At 41.6% G+C, this 26305-nt stretch carries 31 protein-coding genes; 13 read left to right on the top strand and 18 right to left on the bottom strand.

The window, feature by feature from the left end; all coding sequences use genetic code 11:
- Positions 1-70: 70 nt before the first annotated feature.
- From OQZ33_RS17185 to OQZ33_RS17175, 3 genes are all read right to left on the bottom strand, one after another.
- Positions 71-877: a hypothetical protein gene (locus OQZ33_RS17185; protein WP_265800392.1), complete on the bottom strand. Its 807-nt coding sequence runs from the start codon at positions 875-877 to the stop codon at positions 71-73.
- Between the two features lie 342 nt (positions 878-1219).
- Complete coding sequence (locus OQZ33_RS17180; protein WP_265800510.1) at positions 1220-1534, bottom strand: transposase; 315 nt, start codon at positions 1532-1534, stop codon at positions 1220-1222.
- Positions 1535-1546: 12 nt separating this feature from the next.
- Positions 1547-2818 (bottom strand): ISL3 family transposase, encoded by a 1272-nt coding sequence (locus tag OQZ33_RS17175; RefSeq protein WP_265800391.1) that lies wholly within the window; start codon positions 2816-2818, stop codon positions 1547-1549.
- Between the two features lie 393 nt (positions 2819-3211).
- On the opposite strand from OQZ33_RS17175, the gene OQZ33_RS17170 reads away from it, so the two are divergent.
- On the top strand, positions 3212-4381 hold the full coding sequence (locus OQZ33_RS17170; protein ID WP_265800389.1) for a S41 family peptidase: 1170 nt from the start codon (positions 3212-3214) through the stop codon (positions 4379-4381).
- 108 nt (positions 4382-4489) lie between these two features.
- On the opposite strand, the gene OQZ33_RS17165 is transcribed toward OQZ33_RS17170, so the two are convergent.
- From OQZ33_RS17165 to OQZ33_RS17130, 8 genes are all read right to left on the bottom strand, one after another.
- Entirely contained in the window at positions 4490-5053 is a 564-nt protein-coding gene (locus OQZ33_RS17165) for a GNAT family N-acetyltransferase (protein ID WP_265800387.1), read from the bottom strand.
- Positions 5054-5229: 176 nt separating this feature from the next.
- Positions 5230-5514 carry a hypothetical protein gene (locus tag OQZ33_RS17160; RefSeq protein WP_265800386.1) on the bottom strand — a complete coding sequence of 95 codons (285 nt, stop codon included), beginning with the start codon at positions 5512-5514 and terminating at the stop codon, positions 5230-5232.
- 75 nt (positions 5515-5589) lie between these two features.
- Positions 5590-5763 (bottom strand): hypothetical protein, encoded by a 174-nt coding sequence (locus OQZ33_RS17155; RefSeq protein ID WP_265800385.1) that lies wholly within the window; start codon positions 5761-5763, stop codon positions 5590-5592.
- 212 nt (positions 5764-5975) lie between these two features.
- Positions 5976-6443, bottom strand: a complete 468-nt coding sequence (locus OQZ33_RS17150) for an Lrp/AsnC family transcriptional regulator (RefSeq protein ID WP_265800383.1) — start codon at positions 6441-6443, stop codon at positions 5976-5978.
- A 485-nt stretch (positions 6444-6928) separates the two neighbouring features.
- A complete protein-coding gene (locus tag OQZ33_RS17145) occupies positions 6929-7279 on the bottom strand; it encodes a hypothetical protein (protein ID WP_265800381.1) in 351 nt (116 codons plus the stop codon).
- Between the two features lie 351 nt (positions 7280-7630).
- A complete protein-coding gene (locus tag OQZ33_RS24540; RefSeq protein ID WP_416338759.1) occupies positions 7631-7723 on the bottom strand; it encodes a hypothetical protein in 93 nt (30 codons plus the stop codon).
- A 322-nt stretch (positions 7724-8045) separates the two neighbouring features.
- Entirely contained in the window at positions 8046-8414 is a 369-nt protein-coding gene (locus tag OQZ33_RS17135) for a GntR family transcriptional regulator (RefSeq protein ID WP_265800377.1), read from the bottom strand.
- Positions 8415-8427: 13 nt separating this feature from the next.
- The gene (locus OQZ33_RS17130) at positions 8428-8895 is read right to left on the bottom strand and encodes a protein-disulfide reductase DsbD family protein (RefSeq protein WP_265800372.1); all 468 of its coding nucleotides are present in this window, start codon (positions 8893-8895) and stop codon (positions 8428-8430) included.
- 319 nt (positions 8896-9214) lie between these two features.
- On the opposite strand from OQZ33_RS17130, the gene OQZ33_RS17125 reads away from it, so the two are divergent.
- Positions 9215-11098, top strand: a complete 1884-nt coding sequence (locus tag OQZ33_RS17125) for an AAA family ATPase (protein ID WP_265800367.1) — start codon at positions 9215-9217, stop codon at positions 11096-11098.
- A gap of 114 nt (positions 11099-11212) precedes the next feature.
- On the opposite strand, the gene OQZ33_RS17120 is transcribed toward OQZ33_RS17125, so the two are convergent.
- The gene (locus tag OQZ33_RS17120; RefSeq protein ID WP_265800364.1) at positions 11213-13348 is read right to left on the bottom strand and encodes a DNA/RNA non-specific endonuclease; all 2136 of its coding nucleotides are present in this window, start codon (positions 13346-13348) and stop codon (positions 11213-11215) included.
- 231 nt (positions 13349-13579) lie between these two features.
- Between OQZ33_RS17120 and OQZ33_RS17115 the strand changes: the two genes are divergently transcribed.
- On the top strand, positions 13580-14764 hold the full coding sequence (locus OQZ33_RS17115; RefSeq protein ID WP_265800363.1) for an AbiH family protein: 1185 nt from the start codon (positions 13580-13582) through the stop codon (positions 14762-14764).
- On the opposite strand, the gene OQZ33_RS17110 is transcribed toward OQZ33_RS17115, so the two are convergent.
- The 5 genes from OQZ33_RS17110 to OQZ33_RS17090 all read right to left on the bottom strand — a co-directional run bounded on the left by OQZ33_RS17110 (position 14761) and on the right by OQZ33_RS17090 (position 18199).
- Entirely contained in the window at positions 14761-15699 is a 939-nt protein-coding gene (locus tag OQZ33_RS17110) for a hypothetical protein (protein ID WP_265800362.1), read from the bottom strand. The genes OQZ33_RS17115 and OQZ33_RS17110 overlap by 4 nt on opposite strands.
- The gene (locus OQZ33_RS17105; RefSeq protein ID WP_265800361.1) at positions 15696-15998 is read right to left on the bottom strand and encodes a hypothetical protein; all 303 of its coding nucleotides are present in this window, start codon (positions 15996-15998) and stop codon (positions 15696-15698) included. Before OQZ33_RS17105 ends, OQZ33_RS17110 begins: the two co-directional genes overlap by 4 nt.
- Before the next feature lie 8 nt (positions 15999-16006).
- Positions 16007-17332, bottom strand: a complete 1326-nt coding sequence (locus OQZ33_RS17100) for a hypothetical protein (RefSeq protein WP_265800360.1) — start codon at positions 17330-17332, stop codon at positions 16007-16009.
- A gap of 62 nt (positions 17333-17394) precedes the next feature.
- Positions 17395-17844 (bottom strand): hypothetical protein, encoded by a 450-nt coding sequence (locus OQZ33_RS17095; RefSeq protein WP_265800359.1) that lies wholly within the window; start codon positions 17842-17844, stop codon positions 17395-17397.
- A 178-nt stretch (positions 17845-18022) separates the two neighbouring features.
- On the bottom strand, positions 18023-18199 hold the full coding sequence (locus OQZ33_RS17090) for a hypothetical protein (protein ID WP_265800358.1): 177 nt from the start codon (positions 18197-18199) through the stop codon (positions 18023-18025).
- A gap of 408 nt (positions 18200-18607) precedes the next feature.
- On the opposite strand from OQZ33_RS17090, the gene OQZ33_RS17085 reads away from it, so the two are divergent.
- The 7 genes from OQZ33_RS17085 to OQZ33_RS17055 all read left to right on the top strand — a co-directional run bounded on the left by OQZ33_RS17085 (position 18608) and on the right by OQZ33_RS17055 (position 22490).
- Positions 18608-19168, top strand: a complete 561-nt coding sequence (locus OQZ33_RS17085) for a UPF0758 domain-containing protein (RefSeq protein WP_265800357.1) — start codon at positions 18608-18610, stop codon at positions 19166-19168.
- 275 nt (positions 19169-19443) lie between these two features.
- Positions 19444-19665, top strand: a complete 222-nt coding sequence (locus OQZ33_RS17080; protein WP_265800356.1) for a hypothetical protein — start codon at positions 19444-19446, stop codon at positions 19663-19665.
- 348 nt (positions 19666-20013) lie between these two features.
- Positions 20014-20151, top strand: a complete 138-nt coding sequence (locus tag OQZ33_RS17075) for a hypothetical protein (RefSeq protein ID WP_265800355.1) — start codon at positions 20014-20016, stop codon at positions 20149-20151.
- Between the two features lie 192 nt (positions 20152-20343).
- On the top strand, positions 20344-20601 hold the full coding sequence (locus tag OQZ33_RS17070) for a hypothetical protein (RefSeq protein ID WP_265800354.1): 258 nt from the start codon (positions 20344-20346) through the stop codon (positions 20599-20601).
- A 362-nt stretch (positions 20602-20963) separates the two neighbouring features.
- Entirely contained in the window at positions 20964-21326 is a 363-nt protein-coding gene (locus tag OQZ33_RS17065; RefSeq protein ID WP_265800353.1) for a DUF6908 domain-containing protein, read from the top strand.
- Complete coding sequence (locus OQZ33_RS17060; protein ID WP_265800352.1) at positions 21316-22107, top strand: DUF3560 domain-containing protein; 792 nt, start codon at positions 21316-21318, stop codon at positions 22105-22107. The genes OQZ33_RS17065 and OQZ33_RS17060 overlap by 11 nt, the downstream gene beginning before the upstream one ends.
- On the top strand, positions 22104-22490 hold the full coding sequence (locus OQZ33_RS17055) for a hypothetical protein (protein ID WP_265800351.1): 387 nt from the start codon (positions 22104-22106) through the stop codon (positions 22488-22490). The genes OQZ33_RS17060 and OQZ33_RS17055 overlap by 4 nt, the downstream gene beginning before the upstream one ends.
- Before the next feature lie 75 nt (positions 22491-22565).
- Here the strand turns inward: OQZ33_RS17055 and OQZ33_RS17050 are convergent, their stop codons facing one another.
- Positions 22566-23033 carry a hypothetical protein gene (locus tag OQZ33_RS17050; RefSeq protein WP_265800350.1) on the bottom strand — a complete coding sequence of 156 codons (468 nt, stop codon included), beginning with the start codon at positions 23031-23033 and terminating at the stop codon, positions 22566-22568.
- 291 nt (positions 23034-23324) lie between these two features.
- Here OQZ33_RS17050 and OQZ33_RS17045 point away from each other — a divergent pair, with 291 nt between their 5' ends.
- The 3 genes from OQZ33_RS17045 to OQZ33_RS17035 all read left to right on the top strand — a co-directional run.
- Complete coding sequence (locus tag OQZ33_RS17045) at positions 23325-23516, top strand: hypothetical protein (RefSeq protein WP_265800349.1); 192 nt, start codon at positions 23325-23327, stop codon at positions 23514-23516.
- Between the two features lie 10 nt (positions 23517-23526).
- Positions 23527-25053 (top strand): recombinase family protein, encoded by a 1527-nt coding sequence (locus tag OQZ33_RS17040; protein ID WP_265800347.1) that lies wholly within the window; start codon positions 23527-23529, stop codon positions 25051-25053.
- A gap of 568 nt (positions 25054-25621) precedes the next feature.
- On the top strand, positions 25622-26305 hold a 684-nt coding region (locus tag OQZ33_RS17035), incomplete at its 3' end, for a phage integrase SAM-like domain and Arm DNA-binding domain-containing protein (RefSeq protein ID WP_265800345.1).

Below are 26305 nucleotides of genomic sequence, written 5' to 3'. Positions count from 1 at the left end.
TACGCGTTAATGGTATCAAAGTGATATAGGTCAATATTTTTTATCATCTAACATAAGGACTTAAAAAGCATTATCCGAAATATTTCCTTTTTGCTTCAATGTGGGTTCTATTCGAGGATGTAGGCTCCGTCTGGATCTTATAAATCTCACAACTATATCCGTTAATTGTCAGTGGTAGTGATTTTGAAGGTGTAGTTGTCTGCATTATTAAACAAATGTGATTTGGCGCCCCAAAATATTTAAGTAAGGCCACACAACCCAGAAAATCGCGGGAATCAATAGCCTCTTGTATACCCATCTTGGTTGTGTCAAGTTTCTCAACAAGCTCCGCGCGAATTAACGAACCGGTTACTGTATCAACATCCAGGAGCTCGCATATGGCAAGCTGGTCCAGCTTTGACTCCAATCCTTTTCCCCTACCTTCTTGTCTGGTAACGTGTATTACCATGCCTTCACCGCGCTGTGCAATTAATTGTAAACTTAATGCCAATTGTTCCGCGCAGTCACAGGTTTTATCACCGAAAAGCGTCTGCGATTCACACTGACTGTTGAATTTAGTTAGAAGATAATCTTGCTGCTTAAAAATAGGCATATGATTTTCATCATAGTTTTCTGTCATGATGAGAACACTGTAATCAATCCAATTGTCATTTATCTGGAAATAATACTCATAAAAAGAGCCATACTTATTCTTAATTATACCAATTGATTTACAGTCTACTTCAAATTCAACATCAGATGTACCATCTATTAGACTTAGATACCTCTTTTTGGGTTTGTTTTGTTTTAATATAAACCTTATTTTAGCTAATAAGCTATCCGCAGTGACATTCCTCTCATTGGCTAATGCCTCTAAGGTCCTAGATTTTGGCGTCATAATTCAAATATTTTGATAATAATTATCTGGAGTCCAGAACACTCGTTTTTGGTATATGGTAAAAATATAAAATGTATCCTATATTATGAATATTTGTTCAGGAAGTATTGACACTATCGAAACAAATTAAGCCTGCTCAGAGATTACATACTACGATTGAAGTTGAAGAGAATCAAAGTTCATTTGTATAAAAGGTTTTGTGTTAAATTTCCTAAGAAATACGGTCGACTAATGTTGATTGAATTTTTGACAAAAAGCTATTTCCCCCCATATATTTAGTATTTTTAAGGTTTTTTAGTATTGGGAATTTCAGTGATACTGGTTCTTCCCCAATTTTGGTGGTCAATCCGGTGCTAATACTAATCTTTTCCTGAGTAAATCGAAGCTTGCCCTTCCATACATTTGACGTTTAATAGTCTTCAGTTTGTTAACATTGCCCTCAACAGGCCCATTGCTCCAATGTAGATTGATGGCATTTTCAATAGACTTAATAGCAGACAACAATCCTGCGGCGAAACTTTTCAACTCTCCAATAAGTGAATGATTAGCTTCCGCAATCCATGCATTCAATTCACTGCCTGTCTTAGTTTCAATCAATTCACGGAATTTTTTCACTAATGACATAGTAAGTTTTAATTCAGTTGATGATTGGCACAGTTTGGATATAAGCTATTTTTGTGTACCGCTAATTTTACTTTCAGGAGCTAAAAATGCCATGGCAGCAGTTGAAGGCTTAAAGAAAGAGCCTGCATGCTGTGGGAGTTTTGTTTGTCTTGCTTTTTTTCCTACCCTGATGTCATAGTAGGCCAGTGACTCAGACAATGTGCTATATGCACCAGGATATCCTTTTTGCTTTAGTTCTGTCCAAAGTGTTTTTAAATGCATATTAGGGGCTGCTTTCATTCGTTCTTTGATGTATTCAAAATAGGCCTCTATCATTCCCCTTTCTGCGTAGGACTTCCGCATCAGTATATCCGTCGACAGGTATTTCCTGATAGTACTTCTATGCATTCCCAGTGATTTTGCAATAGCGCTGTTGGATAGCCCTTTAGCGTGTAGTTTCTTCATTTCGTCAAATCGCTGTTTGATAACACCGTTTGTAGCGGCCAGCTTCTTCCTTTTAGGAAAATCTTTTGGAATCACTAATGGTTCATCAACTGTTTTAGGAGCCACTACTCTGCTGAGTCTGGTGTACTCACGCACCATTACTCTTTTAACGGCTTCTCCAAGATTTTTAAGTAGATGCCAACGGTCCGTCACCTGTAAAGCCTGGGGAGCCCCTTTTGTTGCTGCCCGCATATATTTACCATAACGATCCCGTGTAATTACCTCTATTGCAGGTTGCCCTTGCAGCCAACTGGTCAATGTTTTTTCCTCCCGATCTGGCAGCAGATCGATTACTTTCTCGGTATCCAGGTTTACCAGAATGCTACCATATCTATCCCGCTTTTTGTATGCCCAGTCATCTATCCCTACAGCTTTAAGATGTCCTAACGGTGGCAGAGGAGCTTTGTGGATCAGTCTTAGTAAAGTAGAATCACTAACGGGCATCGATAATGTACTGCAAATGCGCTCGGCTGGCTTGCCACCTATTTCCAGTGCGGGAATTGATAATTTCTCATCCAATCTTTTTGTCCGTCGCTTACATGGTTCAAAGTGGTCATCAAAGCGTTCTGTGAAGATACTTCTCTTACAGTCCGTTTTAAGGCATCGGAATTTTCTGGATTGAAGGTATATATTACATGATTTTCCAAACGTTGGAAAGTCACGGAACTTTCTTAAATAATAGCTATGAAGTTTCTTTGAAGGACTTAGGCAATCTGGACAACGGCACATCCGTTGCTTACTCTGCACATAGATGTTAACAAAATCGGCCTGGTTATCTACCGAAACTACTTTAAACGGATCAATTGGTGAAAAAATCAGTTTGGTAAGATTCATTATTTCTTAACGAATCACCATCAGATTTATCATAAAAACCACCAAAATTGGGGAAGAACCACTATCCCTGAAATCCCCAAAATATTACACTTACCAGATTTTTACTAAATTTATTCGATTGCGTCACGTTCAATAAAATAAGACGTCTTATAGCTGATGAAAAAATTTCTGTTGACTCTCTTGACTTTCTTATCGGTGATCCGCAGCCAAGTGCAAACGCTTAGTCAAGCAGATTACCGTTCCGACTTTGATACCCTTGCTTCCAGGCTCATCGGCATTTCTCCCCATATCCCCGTTAAAAAGGTACTCTGACACTATGATGCGGCAAAAGCTTTGGCTAAACTACGTAAAGGGGTTGATACGGTAAGTAGTGCGAATGGTTTCGCGCGGCTAGTGCAACGGGCGCTGAATCTCTGCCAGGATTACCACACCAGCCTGATAAGCCAGTCTAGTTCTTACCGGTCTGCGGATAATCGGTTTAACCTTTGGATTCCGGTGGTATATACCGATGGGGAATATTTTTTAGCCAGGAGTTTTCGTGCTGGAAAGGATTCGGTTACTGCCGGGAGTAAAATTATCCGAGCCGAGGGCAAGCCCATCGACCGATATGTTGCTGGGCTGATGAGTGAACGCGTGTTGAGGTATGACTTCAACCATCAAAGATTTTATTCAGAGCAGTTTTACCTGAACATGCAAAGCGTATTTCAGCGCCATTTCACCCTGGCATTTAAAACACCAGAGGGAGGAAGGAAATCGGTGCAACTTCCCATTGACACTCGCCTGGATTTCATCAATCCAATCCGCGATACGATTAAAAACCAGGTGAGCTATTGGGAAAAAGAAGAGGTACTCTACATTAAGCTATACCGTATGGATAATGCGGTTTTACCACGCCTAAAACAGAAACTTGCTGACTTTAAACGTTCGGGCAAAACACCTGAACGCATTATCGTAGACTTACGGGACAACAGCGGCGGCAATGATGTGGTGTGGCAGACAATTTATGAGTCCATACTACCCTCGCCGGTCAGTTATCCCCTAGTACTGGATGGACTGCCGCCCAGGTTTCTGAACGAAGAATATTTCAGGCAACAGGAAATTGCCAGAAATGCGCTTATCGATGAAAATCAAGCCTTGCTAAGGCCTTTTAAGTTCAAGCAATATTACCATTCGGATTGGAAGATTATTCCCAATGACAGTTCACGAAAGTTTACAGGTAAGGTAATCATCCTTGGGAGTGAACTGAATTATTCCTCGGGAGCCAGTGCCTTTCAGCTCGCACGGGCCAATAAAAACGACAGCATCTATTTGATCAGCCGTCCTACGGGCATGTTTTTGGGTACTGGTTTTGCCCCTATTGTGCTCACCCTCGCAAATTCCAGGCTAAGTTACCGGATCGAGCCTGTCGGCAAATTGTCTGATCTGATGCATGATGAGTATGAGATCACCCTTCCCTGGAGCCTGCAGGAAATACGGGATAAAGCCTTTTATCCGGGCGATACCTTATCTAAGGACTTCATGCTAGCAAAAGATCCTATAATTAAAAGGGCGATGTCGCTTTGAGAAGGCGGGTGAACAGTAAGCAAAAGCAGGGACGCTCAAAGTGGGATTTGTAAACTGAGGCTTAAAGCATGAGGTAATAAATGATCTGGCGCAATCCTGACAAATGATTTACTGACAATCCATTAGCTCCGGCGTCTGCATCTGTATAATCTGATTCCCTGCGAGTTGAAGGTTTTTGTGAAGGGACAGCTGGTAATATTGGTGTTTACTTTCTTTACGGTGCCGCTCGGTGAAGCCATAGGCGTGCAGAAATCCATATAATTCAGGCAGCCCTTCTGTTGGCAAGATCCTAAGCTTTGTTTTGCCAAGGTATCGTGAATAGTTGACGACGGTATCCATGAGCATTTTGCCCAGGCCAATTCTTCTATAGGCGGGATGGATGATAAAATCGCTGATCCATACCGCGCCGGTTTCGTGGAGGGATGGCAGGGATTGGGGACGGGAATGCAGGTACTGGACGTGGTAATCAACAATGCCACAGACCTGGTCTCCTAAAAGTAGCATCAGGCAGGTTCCACTGCTGAGCTTTTCCATGGCGGCAGCCTGTTGCCATCCGATGCGCAGGCGCAGGTTGGCATGTTTCAGCACATCGTGAAGAAATATTTTAAGGCTCTGGTTTAAGGTCTTATTTCCATCGTAGACGCGGATGGAAATGAGTTTTTCGAGTTTCATGATTGGAAAAGGAAAAAAGCATGTGCCCTCGCGGCGCATGCTTTTATTATTAACTATTAAACTAACCTGCTTATTGGAATAAGACAGTTTGCTTTGTCCGATGCTTGGACCTGTTATGCGTATTGGCATTTTTTGGTCTTGCAAGGGTATATGGTGCCTTAGGCTTTCCATTTTGATTATGGGATGAGCAGGGCTTTTTCCTTTGTGCTGATGGCCCGGGCAATCTGCCCGATGTAGAGCGCGTCAAGGACTGAACCCTGATTACTTTCGCAAATGATATCCAGCTGTCGCTCCCGTTCGAGGGATAGCTGATAGATTTCGTTGAGGCCTTTAAGCATGGCCACTTTCATGAGCAGTTCATAGGTCTTTCCTTTCTTTTTTTGCCCGGCGGCGAGCAGGTACAGGTTATAGCCTTGTATGGGGTAGCCTTTGCTGAGCAGCATGCGGGCAATGCTTTCCATAGGGCTGTACCAGCTGTGGGCTTGGTTCTGACTGCTCACCATACCGCTGATGTGGCTCTGGTAGGCATCGTTGTACTAATGAAACTCGGAATCTTTCCGCTCGGAGAGGTCGAGGTAAATCTGGTTTTCAACAGGCTGCCCGTGTTCTGCAATGATACCCTCTTCATTGAGGTGGCTCCAGCCCGGGATCTCCACGATCAGCGGTTCACTGCGGAAAATCTGTAAAAAGATGCCTCTTAGTTCAATCATGTTTTCGCTCTTTTGAATATGGGTTAAAGGCCGGCATGGCATTGCCGGCCAGAAACATACTTATTTCTGGCTTATTAAAGCGTTTAATTTTTTTTCAAAGTTGGTGATGCTTTAGGTATCGATGAAGCAATTCCTTTAGTTTAGAAAAATGGTCTGTTTTCGAGAGCTGGCACAAAATTTAATTCTGATTGTGATGCGTGGCGATTTTTTCTTTAGATGGGGATCACCGGATTGGATTTGCTCTGGCCGATGACGATGGAGGAATTCAGGTTGGCGATGTTGGGCAGTTTTCCCAGTTTACGAAACAGGAATTCATGATAGTGCTCCATATTTTTGGTGACCACTTTCAAAAGGAAATCAGTCCCGCCGGTCAGGTGGGCACATTCCATGACTTCAGGAAAGCTGGAGGCCTGATTGGCGAATTGCTGAAGGGCTTCAATGGAATGGTCGGCGAGCTTGACATGGATGTAGCTCATCATGCATTCGCGGAGCTTGGCGTAATCGATCAGGGTCACGTAGGCATTGATGTAGCCTAGCCGCTCGAGGCGTTTAACGCGTTCAAAAATGGGGGTTTTACTGCGGTGCAGTTTTCTTCCAAGGTCATCATTGGTGATGCGGGAATCGGTTTGAAGGATCTCTAATATCGAGTAATCCACTTCGTCCAGATAATATTCTTCCATAACGACTTATTTAGCGTTGTGTCTGAAAATCCCTGATGTGGTAGTGAACGGCGGTAAATATAGCGCTTTGATTTTCAAGTTTGCAAATGTTATTTGCTTTTTTGGAGTTTTCATGTGTGAATTTCGGAATTAAATTCTGAATGGCAGTGCGTTTTCAGACCTTTTTCCTGAAATATTGGGTTTGATTGGCTTTGCCAGCTTCAGGGTTCATCTTTGCCCCGCGGATGCAGGAGATGCGCTGATGGCGAATCTCTGCACGCTGACCCATCGGGCGATTCTTTCATCCGTCTTGAATCATCTCGCTTGCGCATGGTGGATGTCTGCGCTTTTTATTCATAAAGGGAAGTAGAAGTCCTTTTCTTGAAAAAATTTAGTTTGTGTTCTGGACCGGTCGCCACCGGTCCGTTCTTTTTCCCATCACCTCAATTTAACCTTTTAGATCGTTGCTTACTGTTGTTTATTTACTATTGTTCAAAACCAGCCGCTTAGAATTCAGCTAGGTCTGTATCAATATCAATGATGGCGATCAGAAAGGATTTTGTTTCATTGGCCCGGAACCCGATGATGATAACATTTTTATAAGGGCATTCGGCTTCGCCTTGCGTGCGATGAACCAGGTAGGTTTGGCTTTCGGATTCTACGTTCAGGTATTTGGTGTTTTCCAGTCTCAAGACCAGCCCGCTTTCGGCATTGCTGAATTCTTCCATGGCAATCAGGTTGCAGGGTGAGGCCGGGTCGGTGGTCGGGATGACGGCTGATATTTTGATGGTGTAGCCCCTTTCCTGGGTAAGCCGAGTGGCGCGCCACTGGCCGATATTCTGGTGTCTGGTTTTCATTTTGAGTGGGGTTAGCGTTAATTGCAGGCTTTGACGTGATGGGCCGGACATCCGCCCGGCTACACGGCTAAATCCTATGAAAAAGAAAAGAGCGCCCTTGGACAATCCTTTATACTAAGTTTGGATTCTGCCTTAACTGCGGAAAGAGAATGGATGATTTTGGAAAAAAGGTCTGAAATGTTGCCCGCTGTCAAAATTATTTTTTGCTTGATGTGGTTTGAGCTAGCTGAGCAGGGATTTCTTATGGCATTTGGGCGTTGCGGTATGCGCCCGGGCTGATGCCTTTGTAAAGGGGGAAGTATTGGGTAAAGTGGGATTGTTGGGCAAAGCCCAGGTTATAGCCAATTTCTTTTAGCTGGAGGCTATCAGCAGGTATTCGGCCTGTTGAAGGATGCGCCTGAGGATAAACTGCGAGGGGCTTTTGCCTGTATGTTGTTTACACAGCCTATCAAATCTGGATGGAGTGATGTGCAGCTTTTCGGCATAGAATTTAGGGCTGCACTGGCTTTGAAAATGCTTTCTACCAGGTATTCAAAGTATAGCCAGAGGCAGGGATTGCTTCGGTAGGCTTCGGGCGATTCGAGTTTTTTAGCCGTATAGATAATATAGCTCTCCCCTCTTCGCTTAATGCTTCCGATGCACTTCATGGATGGTTTGCTTCATCGTTTCGGAATTGCGCAGCTCGATGATAATTTTGGTCTGGGCTTTGAAAAAGGCGGCAGCTGGCAGGATAAATTTCAAGGGAGGGGTTTGCCTATTGAGAGCTTCATTTTCCGGCAAACCTGTTCAATGGGATTGAGCGCAAAGGTGAAAGTCGTGTCGGTTTGCTTAAGTGGCTGGTAGAGCATCTGCAGTTTTTGTCCGCTGGGTCAGCTGATGGTGAACCTTCTGGTTGGATATTGGCAAAGTGTCCCCTCCCGGCAACGGATTCGATATAGCCTAGATGGGTCAGCCGGCGATAGGCTTTTTCGGTGGTGTCCCTGGAGATACGGTTGATTTTAGCCAGACTGGTAATGGATGGCAGCTGCATGCCTGGAAGGATCTCGCCGGAAAGTATGGCAGCAATCAGGTGACGGCAGAGCTGATCGAGTTTACTGATCTTTAAGTGACCCTGTATATTAAATTGGTAATCCATTGCAAATTTTGTTTTAGCGGATCATTAAACTAAAAGGTATGGTTACTGGTGCCAGGATTTCTGAACCTTTTGAAGCGGTATAGGTAATCTCGCCCCTGAAAAAGGTCAGGGCTGTTTTGGTGCGCAGGCGCTGGGTGAAGTTTGCACTGTTTTGATAATAGCTCAGGGGCATGTTCCAGTTAGGATCATGGTTGGTAATGGAGAGGGTTCCGGTAGTTGCGCCGATTGGCGTGCTAAAGGATGAGGCCGGGTAATTAAAGCCAAGCTTCATCAGTCCTTGGTTCTCGGTGCTGTAGAGTTTCCATCCGGGCTTGATTTCAGCGGTGATGATCAGGGTCGCTTCCTTTGAAGAAATTCTTTGGGAGCTGAAACTAAACTTGACCGGACTGGTTTCCTGGGCAGAAACCGGGCTAGTATTGAGGGATGGGATAAATAAAAAAGCAGTTAGACAGGCTTTTCTAACTTGGTGGATGCTGAACATCCGACAAAGTTTAGAAGGGTTGCTGAGTTAAAAAAGCAGGTTCGGGATTTTAGATAAATGGTCTAAAAAAAGCAGGTTTGACCAAATTTTATTTTAGCTTCTGAGTGAATCGGCTATGAAATCAATATATCATAAGACTCAGCCTGAAATAATACTGACATATTCGTGCTTCGTTCACGCAATTCTCGAATTAAATGTTCTCCCGACATAGATCAAAATCTGTTGTTCTAAAAATCCTGAGCATAAAAATAATCGGAATTTTATTTTAAAAAATTATCTACTAAATTAGCTTTCAATCTAATATACGCTTAATATGAAAATGAAATTAACAAAAGTGGTTGTAAAGAAATACAAAAGTATTCAACAGCCACAGGAAGTAAGGATTGAACCGGACATTACCACTATCGTTGGGATGAATGAATCTGGAAAAACCAGTTTCTTGCAGGCTATTGCAAAAACGAATTACTTTAGCAACGATACTGATTTTAAATTTGATGTTACCCAGGACTACCCTCGTAACGAGTTGGTAGATTTTGAAGATTCACAAAATGATCAAAATATTATTACCTGCACTTATGAAATTTCAGATGTGTTGATCAAAGAAATCAATCAGGACTTTGGCGAAGGTGTTTTTATAAGTACGATCATTTCCGATACCGATAGCTACAAAGGAAATGGAATAATTTCTGGCGTAACCGGAAATCAGAAAAAACACCTGGATTTTCTGGCTAAAAACCATGCACTCACGGCTAAGACCAAGACAGCATTGGCCGCATTGCCAGATCTAAAATCTGTAATGGACCTTACGCCTGAAGAAGATGACAAGGATTTTGCTATTATTTTGGCGCATGTAAAAAAAATTGTTGATAAATCAACCTGGGAAAATCCGCTCTCACAGCACATTTACTTAAAATATATTCAGCCTAACTTTCCTAAATTCTGGTATTTCGATGATTATTATCATCTAGGAGGCAAAATCAATCTGACTGACCTAAGAAATGGATTGGTGGATGAGAAAAGTAAAACAGCCAATGCTTTATTAGAACTTGCTAGAATTAAAACAGAAGAAATTATTTCAAGCTCTGATTATGAACGGTTCATTGCTTTATTGGAAGCATCTTCTAATAAGATTACGAATGAAATTTTTAAATATTGGTCAACCAATAAAAACTTGGATATCGAATTTCGCATTCAGGAAACCGGAGGAGTCAAATATCTTGATATTCGTGTAAAAAGCCAGCGCCACAAAATAACTCTTCCTCTTGATAGGAGAAGCAAAGGATTCAACTGGTTTTTCTCTTTCATCATATGGTTTAGTAAAATCCAGTCCGATAAAAACTCTGACTTTATCTTATTATTGGATGAACCGGGTTTAAATCTTCATGCTTCTGCACAGGCAGATTTATTACGTTTTTTTGAAGATCTATCTAAAAAGTATCAAATCATTTATACTACCCATAGCCCATTCATGGTAGAATCTAATAAGCTGAATCGAGTTAGAACGGTTCTGGAAACAGATGCAGGCACGGTAATATCTGACAGCATACAAGAAAAAGATGCGGACACCTTATTTCCACTACAAGCGGCATTGGGTTATGATATCGCCCAAAACCTATTCGTTTCCAAAAACAATTTATTAGTTGAAGGCCCGGCAGATTTACTGTACCTGACCGTCATGTCGAATTTGCTCGAATCCAATGGCAAGAAAGGATTGGATAGTAATATCACCATTGTACCGGTTGGAGGCTTGGATAAAGTGACAACATTCATTTCCTTACTCAGAGGGTCTAAACTTAACATCGTGTGTTTGCTGGATTCCTTCACTGATCAAAAAGGAAAGCAACGGGTGTCTGATTTGGTTCAACAGCGAATCATCAAAGAAAAGAATATTAGATTTTTTGATGAATTTTCAGAAAATGGTCATACTGTAGCTGACATTGAAGACTTATTTGAAAAAGAAGAATATCTTAAATTTTTCAATGCGGCGTTTGAAAAAGAATATTCCGTTAAAATAACTGATCTGGATGCGAAGATTGAAACGATACTCAAACAGATTAACAAAGCAATTAATAAGGATCGATTTAACCATTATCGTCCTGCTAATAAACTAAATCAGCTGGGCGTTGATAAGTCCTATTTTTCAACGCAAACCTTGTCTCGATTTGAAAAAATGTTTCTGGAAATCAATAAACTTTTCATTTAAGAAAAGATTAAACTAAGGCGAAGTGTCTGACTTCGCTTTAGTTTGAATGTTCGAACACTGAAAAATAGATTGCAAAACTTGCCAACATTCAAATTTTTGTCTTGAATCAAAACACTACGATTGTTTGAAATTAGACATATCGGATTCTAGTTCAACGCTGGTGGAGTCGCCGCGTTTGACATCGGCATCATGCAGGCTTTGATCAAATATTAATCCCGTCAGATTCTGGATTTCAATGAGGCTGACCTGCATGGCTTTGACTTTGGCATTAAACCTGGGCAGACCTTCCTCTGCAATAGGCTTTTCAAGTCCGGTATCATCCACCTTATCTTTCTGACTGAGGATAAAGCCGTAAACGAGGTTTCCTTCGGAACTGCTTCTGATGGCGAATATTTTAAAAAAGCGCAGTGGGTACTGGATATTCATATACTCGGGATCATCTTCACGGAATATGGGGCCGGAGATAATGCTGGCTTTGCTGCCATAGTCACGGTAATCATTGGTGCCAGCTTTTACCGAAAGGTCGAGCTGTTTCTTGACCTCGTTTTCCAGGATCCCCCAAAGCCCTATTCCCTTATAGGGCGGCATATCGCGGTTAAAGGCTTCATGTTGCGGGGTACAGTTGGTCCAGTGAAATGTGTCGGCATTGGCATATTCAATGCCAAGGGTATTTTTTTTGCCACCAGGGAGCTGCTCTTCCCACACGTTGTCATCTCTTCTAACGATATGGCCTTTATCAACCAGGGTTGCCGGGTCGTAAAACTCTTTGGCCTGGATCTGGTAGATTTCGGGAATGCGGGGATCCAGTCGCCATGCGCCGCTGCCCAGTTCTGTTCTGCTCCGCGAATCCCGGACATTGGGATTATAGTTTACGTTCGACGCTGCCCAAAGCAGCATTCTACGTTTTTTATGCATCACCAGTGAATAATGGTGGTAAGGAACAATGTACGGAACTTTTGCGCCGAAGTTTTTGTAGAGTTCATTTTCTATCTCTGGCTTGACTTTCGGAAATGGAACGGTAAAGCCTTCAATGAAATCGGGCTTATACCCTATCCTGTTTTTATAGTTTTCATCAAAACGTTCTGATTTTTCCAGCGGCGCAATTAGTGGTGCTGCTGGCATTGGTGGAGTGGCATACTCAGCAGGTATTGTGGACGAGTTGAGATAAACGTTAGCCGGGGCATTGAAGTTTAGGGTAGTATTTGGCATGGCTGATGGGATTTGGTCTTGGGTTGGGGTTAAGATTGATTCATTAGCTTGCAGTAGCGGGTCTGTACTATTGCCCAATATGCGGTCGATATAGGGCTGTTCTTTTTGCTTAAAGGTAATTAACTTAAGGTGCGCTACAATCTTACTGACGCTTTTACCGGCATTGGCAATCCAGTCGATTTCCTCCTCGTCCATTTTTTCATTCCAGACCTGACCCGTTTTGGTCAGCCACTGTTGTTTGTCATTGGTTCGCGGAACGCCGGTGTAATGTAGACCTGCAACCTCCCAATAGGAATTAAAGCATGGGGCACCAGAAGAACCGCGCAGGGTATCCGTGGTATAAAAAAGTGTCCCTAATTTATCATCGATGCTGATGATAAAGTTTTGATCGGTGGTGTATTTTTTAATTCCGCCGCCCGGGTACTGGATGATGTTCAGCCGGCTGTTAAAAGTGACTTTCCCTTTGGTTGCGATCAGGGGCAGCATCCCTAAGGTACTCAAAGTGTCTTTTTGATCTATGGAGCTGTCCTCAACATACACCAGGCAAAAATCAAGGGCCTCATAGCTATAGAAAAATACGTCGGGGCGGAGTAAAAAGCTGGAGCCTTCATTAATCGAACCAGTGGTTGGATATTTCTCATAGGAGAAGTTGGCTGCGCAGTCTAGCGCCTGACCAGCGGTTTTAAAAACGTGATAATTGGTGATGATGATGTTTGTTGCAATGAGAAAGCAGGTACCAAAACCTTTGGGCTCGGTCTGGCTGGATAGGTCATACAACCTGGCAACCGGCAGTCCGCTGTTCCTTGCTATGGGGTTAGGTGCAGTATCGCGGCTTTCATCGGTACCGTTAATGGTTCTTTCGGTTGCGAGTATCCGGGTTTCAAGATCTGTTCTCTGGATGGCGCGCTTATAATAGCTTCGGTTTCGTGATAAGGTGTCACTGAGTTTTTCTTCCAGGTTTTCGTTTCGTTGGACAAAGGCTTTGGCAGCCTGGTCTGCAATCTGCAGCCGGTCTTTGCGGAGGGATTCTAATCTGTTCAAGGCGTTAATTTTTCATTGAGCGGTTTGGTATTATTGGAAATTCGTAGTGTTCTCACTTACTTAAAATCCTTATATAAAGCTAATTATAAAATTTTAATTTATCCAAATCTTTAAAATAAATGTTGGTATGATATTGAATAAGTGGCTATATTAAATACACCGTTCTAAATTGTTTATCCTTTTGAAGAGGCGATTGACAATTCAAAAAAAATAACTTAGTTTGCCATTCAGATGAAAAAAGAAAAAGGAAATCAAAAAAGCGCCATCAACCGGTTAATTCTGGTTGGCAATGGATTTGACCTTGCCCACGGATTAAAAACCGGATATAATGATTTTCTGCTTTGGTATCTGAATATGAGCTTTTCCGCTGCAAAACAGAACCGGGTCTATGAGGATAAGCTATTGGTTGTTAGCTTTGAAGGAGAAGCTTTCCTGGAACACCTGCGAGGGGCAAAAGCATCAACCGTTTCGGATTTTATTGCTCATTTTTACCGGATCGGCTTTAGAAATTTGATTGGACAAACCTACCTGAAATTCGAGGGTTGGGCTAATCATTATTTTAATCCATTTAAAATCCATATCAAATCCGATTTACTCTCCCGTTTGATGTTTGATTGCAGGGAAACCAATTGGGTAGAAATAGAAAATGTCTTTTATGAGCTGTTAAAACAGGCACTTCGAGAAGCTGATGCGAATGAAAAAACGAAAAAAGTTAACGTGCTAAATCAATCGCTCGCTGAACTGATCAGGCATCTGCAGAATTATTTATTGCAGATTAATACCGATGTGGCAGTTCCAGGCTATCATGAGCTGCTTAACAGTCCTTTTTCAGCTTCAGATTTTGTGGAATTTAGTGTTTTGGATAGTGACAGCTATTATATATCCTCCACCCAGGTGCTGAACTTTAACTATACCGATACCATCGAAAAATATGTCAATGGCCAGCGAGCTAACGGGAATGCGGTAGAGATCAACTATATCCATGGCAAATTGCGTGATGAACAAAATCCCGTAATTTTTGGCTTCGGAGATGAACTGGATGAGGATTACCATGGTTTTGAACTTGAAAAAACCCGGGGTATATTTGAATATATCAAGTCGTTTTGGTATTTCCGAACGCCCAACTACCATAATCTGATCCGCTTTATCGATGCAGGACCGTTTCAGGTATATATTCTAGGCCACTCCTGCGGTTTATCTGACCGCACAATGCTCAATATGATTTTTGAACATCAATATTGTCGCTCGGTGAAAATATTTTATTACCAGAATGATTCCTTAAATAATTTTACGCCGCTTACTCAGGAAATTGCCCGTCATTTCAAAGATAAACAGCAAATGAGGCGGAAAATTGTCTCCTTTGAGCGCTCTGTCAAGATGCCTCAGGTGGATCAGCTTTACAAAGTTAATGATTAATTGAGGTCCAGATCCTCGCGCTTGTGGTAATAAACTTTTGGATCAACCTTTTTGAGGTACTCCACCAGTGACCAATCGGCGGTATCGGTGGCGAAGATTTTTGAAATTGTAAGTCCATTGGGCTCAAGTTTTTTGAAGATGAGCATCAACACTGCTTTTTGATGGATAAGTTTATTGATTGCCTGTTCATCTATTCTATCCATTTGGGCTGCCATTGCAGGGTTTTTATCATAAGTTCCGAACATTTGTTCTATGCCGATAACGATAAGCAGGCGGTATGGGCAATCCCTGTGCTGCATGAGTTTTTCGCGAACTTTTTCTTCCAACCGTTGCTGAATTTCTGCGGTGGTTGGCTGATAGAGGATAGATTCCCTGCATTGCATCATTCCACTACTGACATTGTAGCTGATCTTAAAACAAATGGATGCCAAGAAAGGCTTTAGCACATTGGGATAAACTTTATCAAAATTATCACTAAATGCGGATTCCAGTTCAAAATCATAGCAATCGCCTGTATATTTACTTTGGATATGAATACTGCTACCCTTTGCATTCCTGAAGCCATGCAGAAAGGTATAGACGCGGTTTTGGAATTTATTTTTGTTTTCTTTGACCGCCTCTATATTTCTAGATTTAAAGGTGATGTAACCTGAGAACATTTCATATCGCTGGATATTTTTTTTCTTTTGAAGGCTCACCATCAACCTGATGATGTGTTTGGAAAGCGATAACAGCTCATCCTGGAATCCGTCATAGTATTTGGTGATTTCCACATTGTAGCTTTGCTCACCGATATGTATCAGCAGGTCCATGGCTTTTTCATTTCCCGCTTCCGAGATGTAGGATTGACCCGGCTGAGGCTTTAGTCCTACGTGATAGAGCAAGTAGCTGATATAGACCTCGAAAAACTTCTCATCAAGGCCGTTGTAGTTCATTTTACCGTTTTTAAGGTAAAAGCGGTAAAAATCTGCAGTTTGGAAAGGCGCAGGTATCGAAGCAGTTCGGCGAGTTCGACGACAAGTGCTACAGCGCCAGGCTGACGGTCGTGCAGCACATGCAAGAGCCAGTTTTTTGAATTGAGCTCCTCTTCAATAATAAAATCATTTGGATCAAAAAACTGTTCGATTTCATTTTTTACTTCCTGCAGGTTTTCAAACAATCGTTCGCCATGGTATTGCCTTTGCCATTTCAGCTTAAGCATATCTTCATACCATATTTGCAGGAAATTTGCCATAAATGAACTTATTTCTCAAGGTTTCCAAAAAATTGCTTATACAATTTTTTGAAATATCTAATGCTTCTGTTCCATATTTTTTTATATTCTCTATCAGCGTTATTCATAAGCGCCATCATGTCTTTTCTGACCATTAGATAATCGCCCGGCGTATGAGAGACATCTTTGGCGTAGAGAAATCTCAGTTTATCCCAAACGTCCTGATGGTCTTGTTTGAAGGTTATGAGTGCATCTAGAATTGCTTTTGGCAGGTTTGGAAACAATGAATTGAAATTTTCTATAAAAAAATAAATGTCTAGCAATAAGCGGTAAGGTTCACTGAAAATACCGTTTTCTATGGCTCTACTGACTAAAGGATATTTTTGAACGAGATCGCCAGTAGTAATTTGCCTGAAATCGATTGGCGTCTCTCCCATAATATAAAACTGGCCCATTAATTGGCTATCATATTCTTCCACTTGCTGGGTGGTTACTTTCGAAAGTTCATTTATGAGTTTAGGAAAATCGTATCGGGAGATTAATTTTTTATAAATCAGTTCATCTAGTTTTGGCTTAATATCCGCATATTCTGCATGCGATTTATTAGATTTGGACAATTTTAACAGATTCGCCAGATCGCCTATATGGTTGATACCCAAAACACCGTCATTCACCATATTATTCAATCGAAAGAAATCATCTTCGAGATTCTCCGCCACCGCTAACAGGTGCCTTAAATCAAGCATCAGGTGAAGACTCTTAAGCTTCATTTTCTCATCCTTCCCGCTATGGGCGAATTTGTTGCGTTTATCAGGCAGTATGAATTGATAATAGTCCATATCAAAATCCTTATTAGGTGAAACATTAGCCAATTCCGCTATCTTTTGAGGAAGCGCTTTGAGGCCTTCGGCATTAACACCAACAAGTTTTAATAGTTCAAAAACAATTCCTTCAACCTGGGGAAGTGCAAGTGCATAAAACCCATACCACCGTTTCGAGGAAGCTAATTTTTGAAGTTCTAAAAATATGGGCAATCTTTTTTTAAGAACAGGGATTTTACTGATTTGACTGCATAATTCTTTAGTGGCTTTTTTAGGCTTTACGCCTTTTATAATCTCTTCATCAAGAATGGAATGTGCTGTACTCCGGATATCATTTTTGAAGCCGAACACCAGCATTTTATTGTTATAGGGGTTAATTTTTCTGTAATCAACCGATTCTATGTCAAGCTCAACATCCATTTTACCGTTTCTTATAATTACATCCAGATATGGAAAGTCAGCCAGTCTATCCAAAAATGTATATTCATTTTTTCCTGCTTTCCATTGTTGATGAAATCTTCCTGATTGAGACACAGCGATTTTTATTGCCTTGTTATGGATATAACCATCGATGAGATCCCTCTTTGCTTTTGCCCTCAGATAAAAATTTTTTGAGTATATTCAGCATGGTTCCGTCCATTAGACCTTGTTCCGGCCAAGAATTCTACTATAAATGGAAGCGTTTCATAATATGCTACAAGCTGAGATATTTCCTGTAAATCCTTATTGGCACTATTAATAAGCCTATCATACCCAGGCTTTGGCAATTTATAGATATCAAAAACAATTTTATTAAACAGTTCAATTACTTCAACATCGTTAAGTCCGGCATGATGATGCCTGTGCGCAATAACCAAACGGCAATCTGCAGCGATATCAGCTAAAGCATACTTTTTTGGAAAGCCTAGTGATTCAAGCGCTGCGGCAGCTATTTCCTGGGCACTGCCAGCCAGCAGAAATTGCTGTCCGCTTTGCTGGATGATTTCCTCTCCTATTTCTAAAGCAGATATTTGCCTGCTTGCCAGATCTGTATATTGTAAAGCCATTTGAATATCTTTTTAGGCAACAATCTACAATAACCTTTAATTACCATAACCTGGGAGATTCAATGAAGCCCAAGATGTTGGTCAGAAGTGGTGCTTTTCAAGAAGTCGAGATTGTTAACAGCTCAATATTAATCATAATTTGTAAACAATTAGATTATTTATTTTTCTACAAGTCAGCTTAATCGGGGTAATCCCTAACCCAGGTATTTTTTTCACCCATATTAAAGCCCATTTCAAATACACATGGCCATTGTACACCTTTTTCATCTGTATAGATACTGGTAAAGAATTTTGGGTTAAAACCTTCCGCAAGAAGTCTTTGGGTATCGTGAAGTCCGAATAAATCTTTTTCCATAGGCTGGGGACAAAATCCCTTGAGCAGTTCGCAGTTGCGCGTGATGGCTTTGAAGATTGCGGGTGTATTTTCATTGGCTTCAACTTTCTCGGCAAGTCTTTTTGCCCTATTAAAGGTATTGCGACAATGGTCGTTGCAAAATCGCTGGTCACTCCTACCGTGCAAAATCTATTCGCATTGTGCACAGGTCTTTTCTTTTGTCTGGTCTGGATGCATCAGTTAACGCATTAGTAGTTTGACAAATAAACGATTTTACCGGGTATTTTGTTTTTGAATCGGATAAGTGAAAGGTGCATCGGGTAATTTGATTTTATACCGAATCGGGCCATGATTTCTTAAGAGGTTTGTCTGCTGAAATTAATACGATACTTATGGAAAAGAAATCAGATTTTAGCAAGCGAATCCTTTATGGCAAACTCCAGACGCCATTATTTTTTGGATTTTAAACAGGCGGAGAACAGCAGTAAGTACATCAAACTCACCCGCAGCGAGGAGCAGCCGGACGGTAGTTATCATCGGTGGTCATTTATTGTTTTCGAGGACCACCTAGCAGAATTTATCCAGGCCTTCGCGGAACTTTTCCAATCCGCAGCTTATCAGGGTGTGGCGTTTCAAACGGTTAAGGATATTGCCCATGAAGTTAAAAAGGCTAAGGGCATCAAGGCAATGGCCGAGGAACTCAGGCCAAGGGAAAAACTTGCTGCCCATGGCGCAGGTGCTTTACAGGATACAGAACTCTTGGCCATTCTGCTCGGTTCTGGTCTCCCAGGTGAAAATGCTATTGATCTTGCTGGCAAGATCTTGGCTACCGTGGGCGGGTCTTTTAATGAATTATCCAAATCAACTGTTTCTTCACTCTGCCGCATAAAAGGGATGGGAATGGCTAAAGCCTGTTCGGTACTGGCGGCGATCGAGCTTGGGGGCAGGATCAACGTGGTTCAAATTCCCACTCTGAAAATAGCGACTTAATTTTTTTTATGGGCCTAAAAAGGATTGGACAGAAATGATTTGGGCTGTTTGCGCAAAAAGTTTTGATTCGCCTGGCCGCCTGAAAAGACTAAACCCTAAAGGGTTTGCTCGAAAAAAATCTTCCCTGCTCGTCGCTGCGCTCCTTGCGAGGTTTTTTTTTTCGGCAAAGTCTTGTCCGCCGTCCGGCTCTAATCAGGTGAGGTTGCTTAACAAAAAGCCAGAGATGGCTCCTGCCGAAGGGTAGTAAGCAGGGCAAAACCTTAAATCCTAAAAAAATGGAAACTAAAGTAAAAGAAAACGGACAGATTGTTCAAAATGCTATCAAAGCCGACAAATCGCCAAAGTTTGTTGCAGGCAATCCCGTGAATGCGGTATCTGTGAAGACAGAGGAAAACAAAGAGAATTTAAATGGTTCGGCTCGGGTGGCGAATGCTGCAAAAACAGAAGCGACTAAAAGGAAATTAAATCGCAGCTATCTGAGCAGCAGCCTGCCTTAAATCTGGAACAGACCTTAAAAAAAATCAAGGAACTGGGCAGGTTATCCCACCAAAGGGATAAACTGATCGTAACTATTGATGATTTGGACGGCTTCGAGATTAAGCAGGAGGATGAAGCTGAGGAAACCAGTTTAAACCACTTCTAGCGCTGTGAGCTAAAAATCACGGATGACAGAGGGGAAAGTTTCAGCACCAAAAATCCCTTTATCATTTTGACGGTTGCCCGAAACATTAAGGTATTGTGTACCGAGAAACTGGCCGAGGTAGAGGGTCAGATCTCTTTGAATCTGTAAGCATGGAGACCTCCCGAGAATTCGGGAGGTTATTTCCAAACCTAAATCTATAGCGATGTTAGATGCATTTAAAGAATTTTTAGATGGCATGAACCGGGAGGGTTACGTCGGTAAACCCGAAGAAGGAAATCCTGCTGAATTTTATAGTCAGCTGATGGATTTCAGCGCCAATTATGGAGGGCTTCCGATATGAAATACCAAACGATTTATTTGCTTGTTCGGGTACAGCTGCGCTCAGACCACGCAAACCCGGTGAATGCGATCAGGGAAATAGAAAGCGATTCGGTGGTTAATCTGACCGATACGTTGATATACTGGAAACGGAGATTTTACTCTCAAGGGTACCTAATCCAAGGGTTAACCGCTTAAAAGCTGAGCCGAGGTTATGAAATGGTTTAACGACTGCAGAACGCTCGACCAAGTCAAAGCGCTGTATAAAAAGTTAGCCAAGGCTTACCACCCGGATTTAGGAGGAAGTACAGCAGATGTGCAAAGCATTAACAGCGAATATGCCTTTGCATCAGCAAGGGCCATAAAACATGGCGGCCTTTCAGCCGAAGAGGCGGAAAGTGAGATCCGTTTTTCTGAAGAATATCGCCAGGCGGTGGAAAAGATTATCCATTTGGATGGGCTTGTTATTTAACTGGTCGGCAATTGGATCTGGGTCACCGGAAACACGAGACCTCATAAAACAGTCCTTAAAATCTCGGGATACTTTTTTGCCTCTAAGAAAATCGCCTGGTACTTCCGCACTGGAGAATTTAAGGTCAGAAAAGGCGGAAAGAAAAGTCTTGATGAAATCCGCATCAAATATGGCAGCGAAATCGTGTCCCCTACCTATACAAAAAGCAAACCTTATTTAAACACCTAACTAAAAGCGGAGGCGCAACCGTCCAAAGCGCGCTTTTTTATGAAAAATTTAGAGCTAGAACAAACAAAGATATTCAGCGCGCTGATGTTGCGCATGGGCGGCAAAAGCCACCTTAAAATTTCAATCTCGGATTTATGCCTTTGAGCATCGAGAATATGGGCGGAAACTTCCCCACCGTGTGGGGTAACGGGCATTTTTACAGCCTTTGCCATTATTGTGAGCAAAACGGTGATCTGATGCAGGATCCCGAAATGTGTTTTTTGGTGGTCGATGAGCGAAAGTCTGCAGATGATTACGAAAACCTGCGGGTGGTTCCCTGCAGTTTTCAAAATGCAACAGCCGAGTGTTATGAAGAAAGTATCTCTTTCATGAGTGAGCGCGTGTCCCTTTATCTGCCAAGGCTTCACGAGCAGCACCTGGAGTTTGCAAAAATATGGTTAAATAACATCGTTGCGCAAGTGTTTTTAAATATTCAGGGAGGTCAGGATGAAGCATAATTTTGAAGAACGCAAACAAAAGCGCATGGAGCATGCGCTTTCCAAGGCAGCAAAAAACAATTTGGAAGCGGAAAAGCTTTATGAGTCCGCCAGCGAAATGGCAAGCTTTATTCCTTTCGGGCAGCCTATTCTTGTCGGTCATCATTCAGAAAAAAGTGATCGGAATTACCGGAACAAAATCAATTCAAAATTCCATAAATCCTTTGAAAAATCGGACAAGGCGGAATATTATGAGCGCAAACCCAAAAGAATGGAAAATAATGACGCTATTTTTTCAGACGATCCGCAGGCTTTGCAAAAGTTAACCGTGAAGCTCGCCCGCTTGGAGGAAAACCAGCTTTTTATGAAGCAGGCAAACCAGTGCATCCGCAAAATGGATAAAGCAGCGTTTTTGAGCTTAACACGCGCAACGGCCGAGATATGGAACGAGCTAACGACCCCAAACGTGATGGGCCATATCGGTTTTGCGCATTACAGCCTCAGCAATAACTCGGCGGCTATAAGACAGGTAAAGTCGAGGATTAAAAAACTACAGGCTTTAGAAAACAGCAAATCTGTGGAAATCTGCATCAACGGAGTTACTATTTTGGAAAACACTATCGCCAACCGCTTGCAGATGATCTTCGAGGGCAAACCAAGTGAAGTGATCAGAAAACAGCTAAAATCCTATGGCTTTAGGTGGTCGCCCAGTGAAGGTGCCTGGCAGCGGCACATCAGCCGTTCTGCATTGCTTGCCGCCAAAGAGATTGCAAAGGGATTAAATCAAAATGACCAGCGATGAAAGCATTAAAATTATTGACAGGAGAAGATAAGGCAAAACTGCTACATGAGCTGTTTCCCGAGGAAATGGAAAACCTTGTAATTTATATAAATGAATTTTATATAAATGAATTTTGCGCACATTTTAGCGCCAATACGGAAGCTTATCGTAAAGACTGGAAAAATGGCCTGATTTCCTTTAATTACTGGATAGCCTTATCAAAAGAAACTGCAGGTATCATTTCTATGGAAAAGCGTAATCTGATCAAAAGCAGTAAGTTATTTTCAGAGCAGCTTTATTTCAGCTGCACTTCCCTTTTTGTAACGGATTGCATTGTGAAATTTTCTGACCAGAAAAGTGAAAACGATAAGTCTAAACTTATGGTAAATGCATTCTTTAAGTGAAGATTGGGGGAATACTCCCCCATTTTGACGGTAATATTTGCCGCCCTTTCGGGCATGAAGTGCCGCATGATCAAATTACAACATCAACGTCTCTTTGTTATCCTGCAAGAGTGGATTGTATCGTCTTGCTGGCCTCTTTCCCTTGACTTTAGCGTTTGGTCTTTTAATAGCATGTTTTGTTATTTTTTTTGTGATTGCGCTCATGGTATAATGCGACCCCAATACCCACCCTTGAAAATGAAACTCTGTGCGGATTTCCTTAAATGAAACAGCTATAACTTTACCGTTAGGATTTCGCTGTACTTCACAGATAATTCCTTTTAACCTAAGTTCTCGGACAAATCTGGAGAGATTCAATGTTTTGAAAGATTCAAATGTCGCGTTGATAGCTGCTTTAGTTCTTTTTTTGCTTTGGCGCACGGCGTAGTCAAGATTTGGATTATCGTGCTTTATCCTGGGCCTCACTGACTTACCGAGTATGATTTTGATTTCAGTATTATCCAGTTTTTCTACTGTCTGATTTACGAAGAATTTATCTGACATTTCAGTCAGAAACTTTCGGCACACTTGTGCAATGGAACCACTCTGGGTTATTTTTTGAATCAGACTGGTTTTGGTAAGCAGATCTTCAGTTATCCGGATCACGATGGAATGATTTGCGACTGAATGCTGATCTAAATTATTTTTCTTCCCATGCCCTTTTGCTTACTTAGGCAATTTCATTAAATCCATAGCCATTATTTGACTAGTGGTGATAGTATCCGTAGCAACTAATTTACTGTAGTAGAGTAAAGTAGGCTGTGCTGACAAGGAAGTTTACCGAAATTTATCTTTATGAAAGCATTTATAATCGAGGCGAAAAAAGCGCAAAAGATCCTCGCTAGTCATGGGACGCACATTACACTGGATCAGACTAAGGAGATGTTGGTTTTACTGGAAAAATTGAGTGAATTAGCGTTAAGCGTGTTGCTTGACCGAGCCGGCGTCAAAGAATTTATCCCAACCGAGAATTTTAACAAACCTTAAATTATTTTTTATGCAAGTTGCAGATTTGTATGTCCGTGTAAGTACGGATGAGCAGACCAAAGGTTATTCACCAAGAAGCCAGGAAGCAGTTTTAAGAGAATACTGCCAGTTAAAGCACATAGAGGTCCGCAGTGTTTTTTACGAGGATTATACAGCCAAGCATTTCAACCGCCCGGAGTGGAATAAGATTATGGTTTTGCTACGAAGGCAAAAGAACAAAACCAATTTAATGCTCTTTACCAAATGGGACCGTTTTAGCCGGAATGCCTCGGATGCCTACCAGATAATTAATACACTAAAGAAACTTGGGGTCGAACCCCAGGCAATCGAGCAGCCGCTTGATTTGACTATTCCGGAAAATAAAATGATGCTGGCCATTTACCTAACGGCGCCAGAAATTGAAAATGACCGAAGGGGCCTAAACACCAAAGCGGGTATCCGGCAGGCAAAAAAGGAAGGCCGGTACATGGGAAAAGCACCGAGAGGATACATCAATGAAACCAGCAAAACCGGAAAGAAATTCATAACCATCAAGGAACCTGAAGCCTCGATTATGCGATGGGTCTTTAATGAGATGGCAGAGGGATTGTATTCTGCTGAATCTATTATGAGGCGTGCAAATGAAAAGGGGCTTGGGATTGATAAAAATACCTATTTAATCAACCTGCGCAATCCAGTTTATTGCGGCAAGATCCGTGTTCCACAACATCTGGATGAGCCAGCCCATCTTGTACAGGGACTTCATGAACCACTAATCAGCGAAGAGTTATTCTTTAAGGTGCAGGATATTATGGATGGCCGCTCCAAGGTAATCCGTGGGCTTCCGATTGCGACGCCAAAAGATTTGCCACTTAGGAATTTTGTCAAATGCAACAAGTGCGCTAGAATGCTTACCGGAAGTGCTTCAAAAGGAAGAAAAACATACAGGGTATATTATCATTGCCGCTCCTCTTGCGGCATACGCTATCGCGCAGAAGATATTAACAATGCATTTATTGATGAGCTGACCAAATTCATTCCACGACCGGGCTACGCAGAACTTTTTAAGGCCAGCATCATAAATGCCTACAACGAAAAAGATTCGGCCATAAAAAATGAAACCAGAGACTTAATCGATAAGATTGATACTGCAACAAAAAAAACAAAGACAGCGAGAGAACTTATGCTATCTAACGACCTTGAACCAAGTGAATATCGGAAGGTCAGGGAGGAAATGGGTCTGACAATAGCACGTTTAGAGTCTAGGCTAAATGAGGTTAGAATGCTGAACACTACTCCAATCAACATAAAACAAATCGTTGAGATGGCTGTAAACGTCCTTTGTGAACTGGATTCGCTATTTGAGCTGGCAAATAACGAGGCAAAAAGATATCTAATAGGGCTTCTTTTTCCTGAAAAACTGACTTTCTCTGAGGGATCCTGTCGAAACGGTAAACTCAATGAGGCGGCAGAGCTAATATACCTGAAAAACAAAAAATTACGAGAAAAAAAAAAAAAAACGTGCGAGAACTTAATAAAAACTCTTCGCACGTTATAGGGTGGATAGTGGGGCTCGAACCGATTTGAAGATTATCCACTAACAAATATTCAATAGCGGAATAAATATCAAGCATCGAACGTTGGCCTTAAGAGAAGTAACTTTTCGGCTATTAAATCCTAAAAATCCCAGAAATATTTTAGATGAATTTTAAAATATCCCATCAAAATTCAAGAATAAAAGTTACATTTACAGTATAGCATTTGCATTAAATAGACACAAATAAGGCGGTGAGTCACTAGGTGAGTATCTAACCTAAAGCCCATTGAATATTGATTAAACGCATGCTTTCGGACTATGTTCGAATCCCAGCGGGATCACAAGAAACAATACCAAAGAGAACTAAAACCCTGCAAATCAAATGATTGCAGGGTTTTTGCTTTTACGGGTTATGCCAAAATATGCATGAAATCGCATATAAAATGTGCGTTATTCGGAGCGTCGTTCTTTATAATATCAAACTCCCCTAATTCGTATTAAAACATTGATATTCAACTAGTTTAATAGATGAACATCTTGTATGAATGAAACTGCAAAGCTATTTTTGTTTAACCTTAATGTTATCGTTATGAAAACTAATTTTAGCGTGCTTTTCTTTTTGAAAAAGCCAAAGAACTACACAAAAGGGGCTGTTTACTTTATCTTTTTAAGAATTACGGTAGACGGGGTTCGTTCGGAAATGTCAACAAGCAGAAATTGCGAACCGGAGCGGTGGAATGCAAAAGCCGGAAAAGTCATTGGCACAAAGGAAGATGTTAAAACTTTGAATGCCTATCTGGAAAATATGAAAGCGGAAGTTTATGCAGCACATAGCCAGTTAAGCGTGGACGGAGCCGAAATAACTGCTGATAGTGTTAAATGCAAATTCTTAGGCAAAGAAGAAAAATCGCACACTATACTAGAAGCCATTAAAACCCACAATGAAAAAATGAAAGCATTGGTGGAAAAAGAAGAATATGCGCCCGGAACGCTTAGAAGATTTGAAGTATTGGTAAGGTATGTGGAAGAGTTCATTGCCGCCAAATATGGCAGAACCGATTTTAATGTAAAACGTATTGACCACGAGTTTATTGACGGCTTTGACTTCTACCTGCATACGGTGAAGGAAAACGATACCAATACCGCAAACAAGCATATTAAAAATCTCAAAAAGATCGTAAGCATCTGCCGGAAATATAAATGGATCAGTACTGACCCCTTCTTTGGCCATACGTTAAAGTCAAAGCCTGTCCACAGGGAGTTTTTAACCGCT

It is taken from the genome of Pedobacter sp. MC2016-05 (genome assembly GCF_026239735.1).
Classification (GTDB): Bacteria; Bacteroidota; Bacteroidia; order Sphingobacteriales; family Sphingobacteriaceae; genus Pedobacter.
This window is presented reverse-complemented; position numbering and strand designations above follow the sequence as displayed.

What these genes read in the sequence shown, in the direction of transcription:
- OQZ33_RS17185 (WP_265800392.1), bottom strand. Translation starts at nt 877, where the DNA reads ATGACGCCAAAATCTAGGACCTTAGAGGCATTAGCCAATGAGAGGAAT.
- OQZ33_RS17175 (WP_265800391.1), bottom strand. Translation starts at nt 2,818, where the DNA reads ATGAATCTTACCAAACTGATTTTTTCACCAATTGATCCGTTTAAAGTA.
- OQZ33_RS17165 (WP_265800387.1), bottom strand. Translation starts at nt 5,053, where the DNA reads ATGAAACTCGAAAAACTCATTTCCATCCGCGTCTACGATGGAAATAAG.
- OQZ33_RS17160 (WP_265800386.1), bottom strand. Translation starts at nt 5,514, where the DNA reads ATGGAAAGCATTGCCCGCATGCTGCTCAGCAAAGGCTACCCCATACAA.
- OQZ33_RS17155 (WP_265800385.1), bottom strand. Translation starts at nt 5,763, where the DNA reads ATGATTGAACTAAGAGGCATCTTTTTACAGATTTTCCGCAGTGAACCG.
- OQZ33_RS17150 (WP_265800383.1), bottom strand. Translation starts at nt 6,443, where the DNA reads ATGGAAGAATATTATCTGGACGAAGTGGATTACTCGATATTAGAGATC.
- OQZ33_RS17145 (WP_265800381.1), bottom strand. Translation starts at nt 7,279, where the DNA reads ATGAAAACCAGACACCAGAATATCGGCCAGTGGCGCGCCACTCGGCTT.
- OQZ33_RS17135 (WP_265800377.1), bottom strand. Translation starts at nt 8,414, where the DNA reads ATGGATTACCAATTTAATATACAGGGTCACTTAAAGATCAGTAAACTC.
- OQZ33_RS17130 (WP_265800372.1), bottom strand. Translation starts at nt 8,895, where the DNA reads ATGTTCAGCATCCACCAAGTTAGAAAAGCCTGTCTAACTGCTTTTTTA.
- OQZ33_RS17125 (WP_265800367.1), top strand. Translation starts at nt 9,215, where the DNA reads ATGAAATTAACAAAAGTGGTTGTAAAGAAATACAAAAGTATTCAACAG.
- OQZ33_RS17115 (WP_265800363.1), top strand. Translation starts at nt 13,580, where the DNA reads ATGAAAAAAGAAAAAGGAAATCAAAAAAGCGCCATCAACCGGTTAATT.
- OQZ33_RS17110 (WP_265800362.1), bottom strand. Translation starts at nt 15,699, where the DNA reads ATGAACTACAACGGCCTTGATGAGAAGTTTTTCGAGGTCTATATCAGC.
- OQZ33_RS17105 (WP_265800361.1), bottom strand. Translation starts at nt 15,998, where the DNA reads ATGGCAAATTTCCTGCAAATATGGTATGAAGATATGCTTAAGCTGAAA.
- OQZ33_RS17095 (WP_265800359.1), bottom strand. Translation starts at nt 17,844, where the DNA reads ATGGCTTTACAATATACAGATCTGGCAAGCAGGCAAATATCTGCTTTA.
- OQZ33_RS17090 (WP_265800358.1), bottom strand. Translation starts at nt 18,199, where the DNA reads ATGGAAAAAGATTTATTCGGACTTCACGATACCCAAAGACTTCTTGCG.
- OQZ33_RS17085 (WP_265800357.1), top strand. Translation starts at nt 18,608, where the DNA reads ATGGCAAACTCCAGACGCCATTATTTTTTGGATTTTAAACAGGCGGAG.
- OQZ33_RS17080 (WP_265800356.1), top strand. Translation starts at nt 19,444, where the DNA reads ATGGAAACTAAAGTAAAAGAAAACGGACAGATTGTTCAAAATGCTATC.
- OQZ33_RS17075 (WP_265800355.1), top strand. Translation starts at nt 20,014, where the DNA reads ATGTTAGATGCATTTAAAGAATTTTTAGATGGCATGAACCGGGAGGGT.
- OQZ33_RS17070 (WP_265800354.1), top strand. Translation starts at nt 20,344, where the DNA reads ATGAAATGGTTTAACGACTGCAGAACGCTCGACCAAGTCAAAGCGCTG.
- OQZ33_RS17065 (WP_265800353.1), top strand. Translation starts at nt 20,964, where the DNA reads ATGCCTTTGAGCATCGAGAATATGGGCGGAAACTTCCCCACCGTGTGG.
- OQZ33_RS17060 (WP_265800352.1), top strand. Translation starts at nt 21,316, where the DNA reads ATGAAGCATAATTTTGAAGAACGCAAACAAAAGCGCATGGAGCATGCG.
- OQZ33_RS17055 (WP_265800351.1), top strand. Translation starts at nt 22,104, where the DNA reads ATGAAAGCATTAAAATTATTGACAGGAGAAGATAAGGCAAAACTGCTA.
- OQZ33_RS17050 (WP_265800350.1), bottom strand. Translation starts at nt 23,033, where the DNA reads ATGTCAGATAAATTCTTCGTAAATCAGACAGTAGAAAAACTGGATAAT.
- OQZ33_RS17045 (WP_265800349.1), top strand. Translation starts at nt 23,325, where the DNA reads ATGAAAGCATTTATAATCGAGGCGAAAAAAGCGCAAAAGATCCTCGCT.
- OQZ33_RS17040 (WP_265800347.1), top strand. Translation starts at nt 23,527, where the DNA reads ATGCAAGTTGCAGATTTGTATGTCCGTGTAAGTACGGATGAGCAGACC.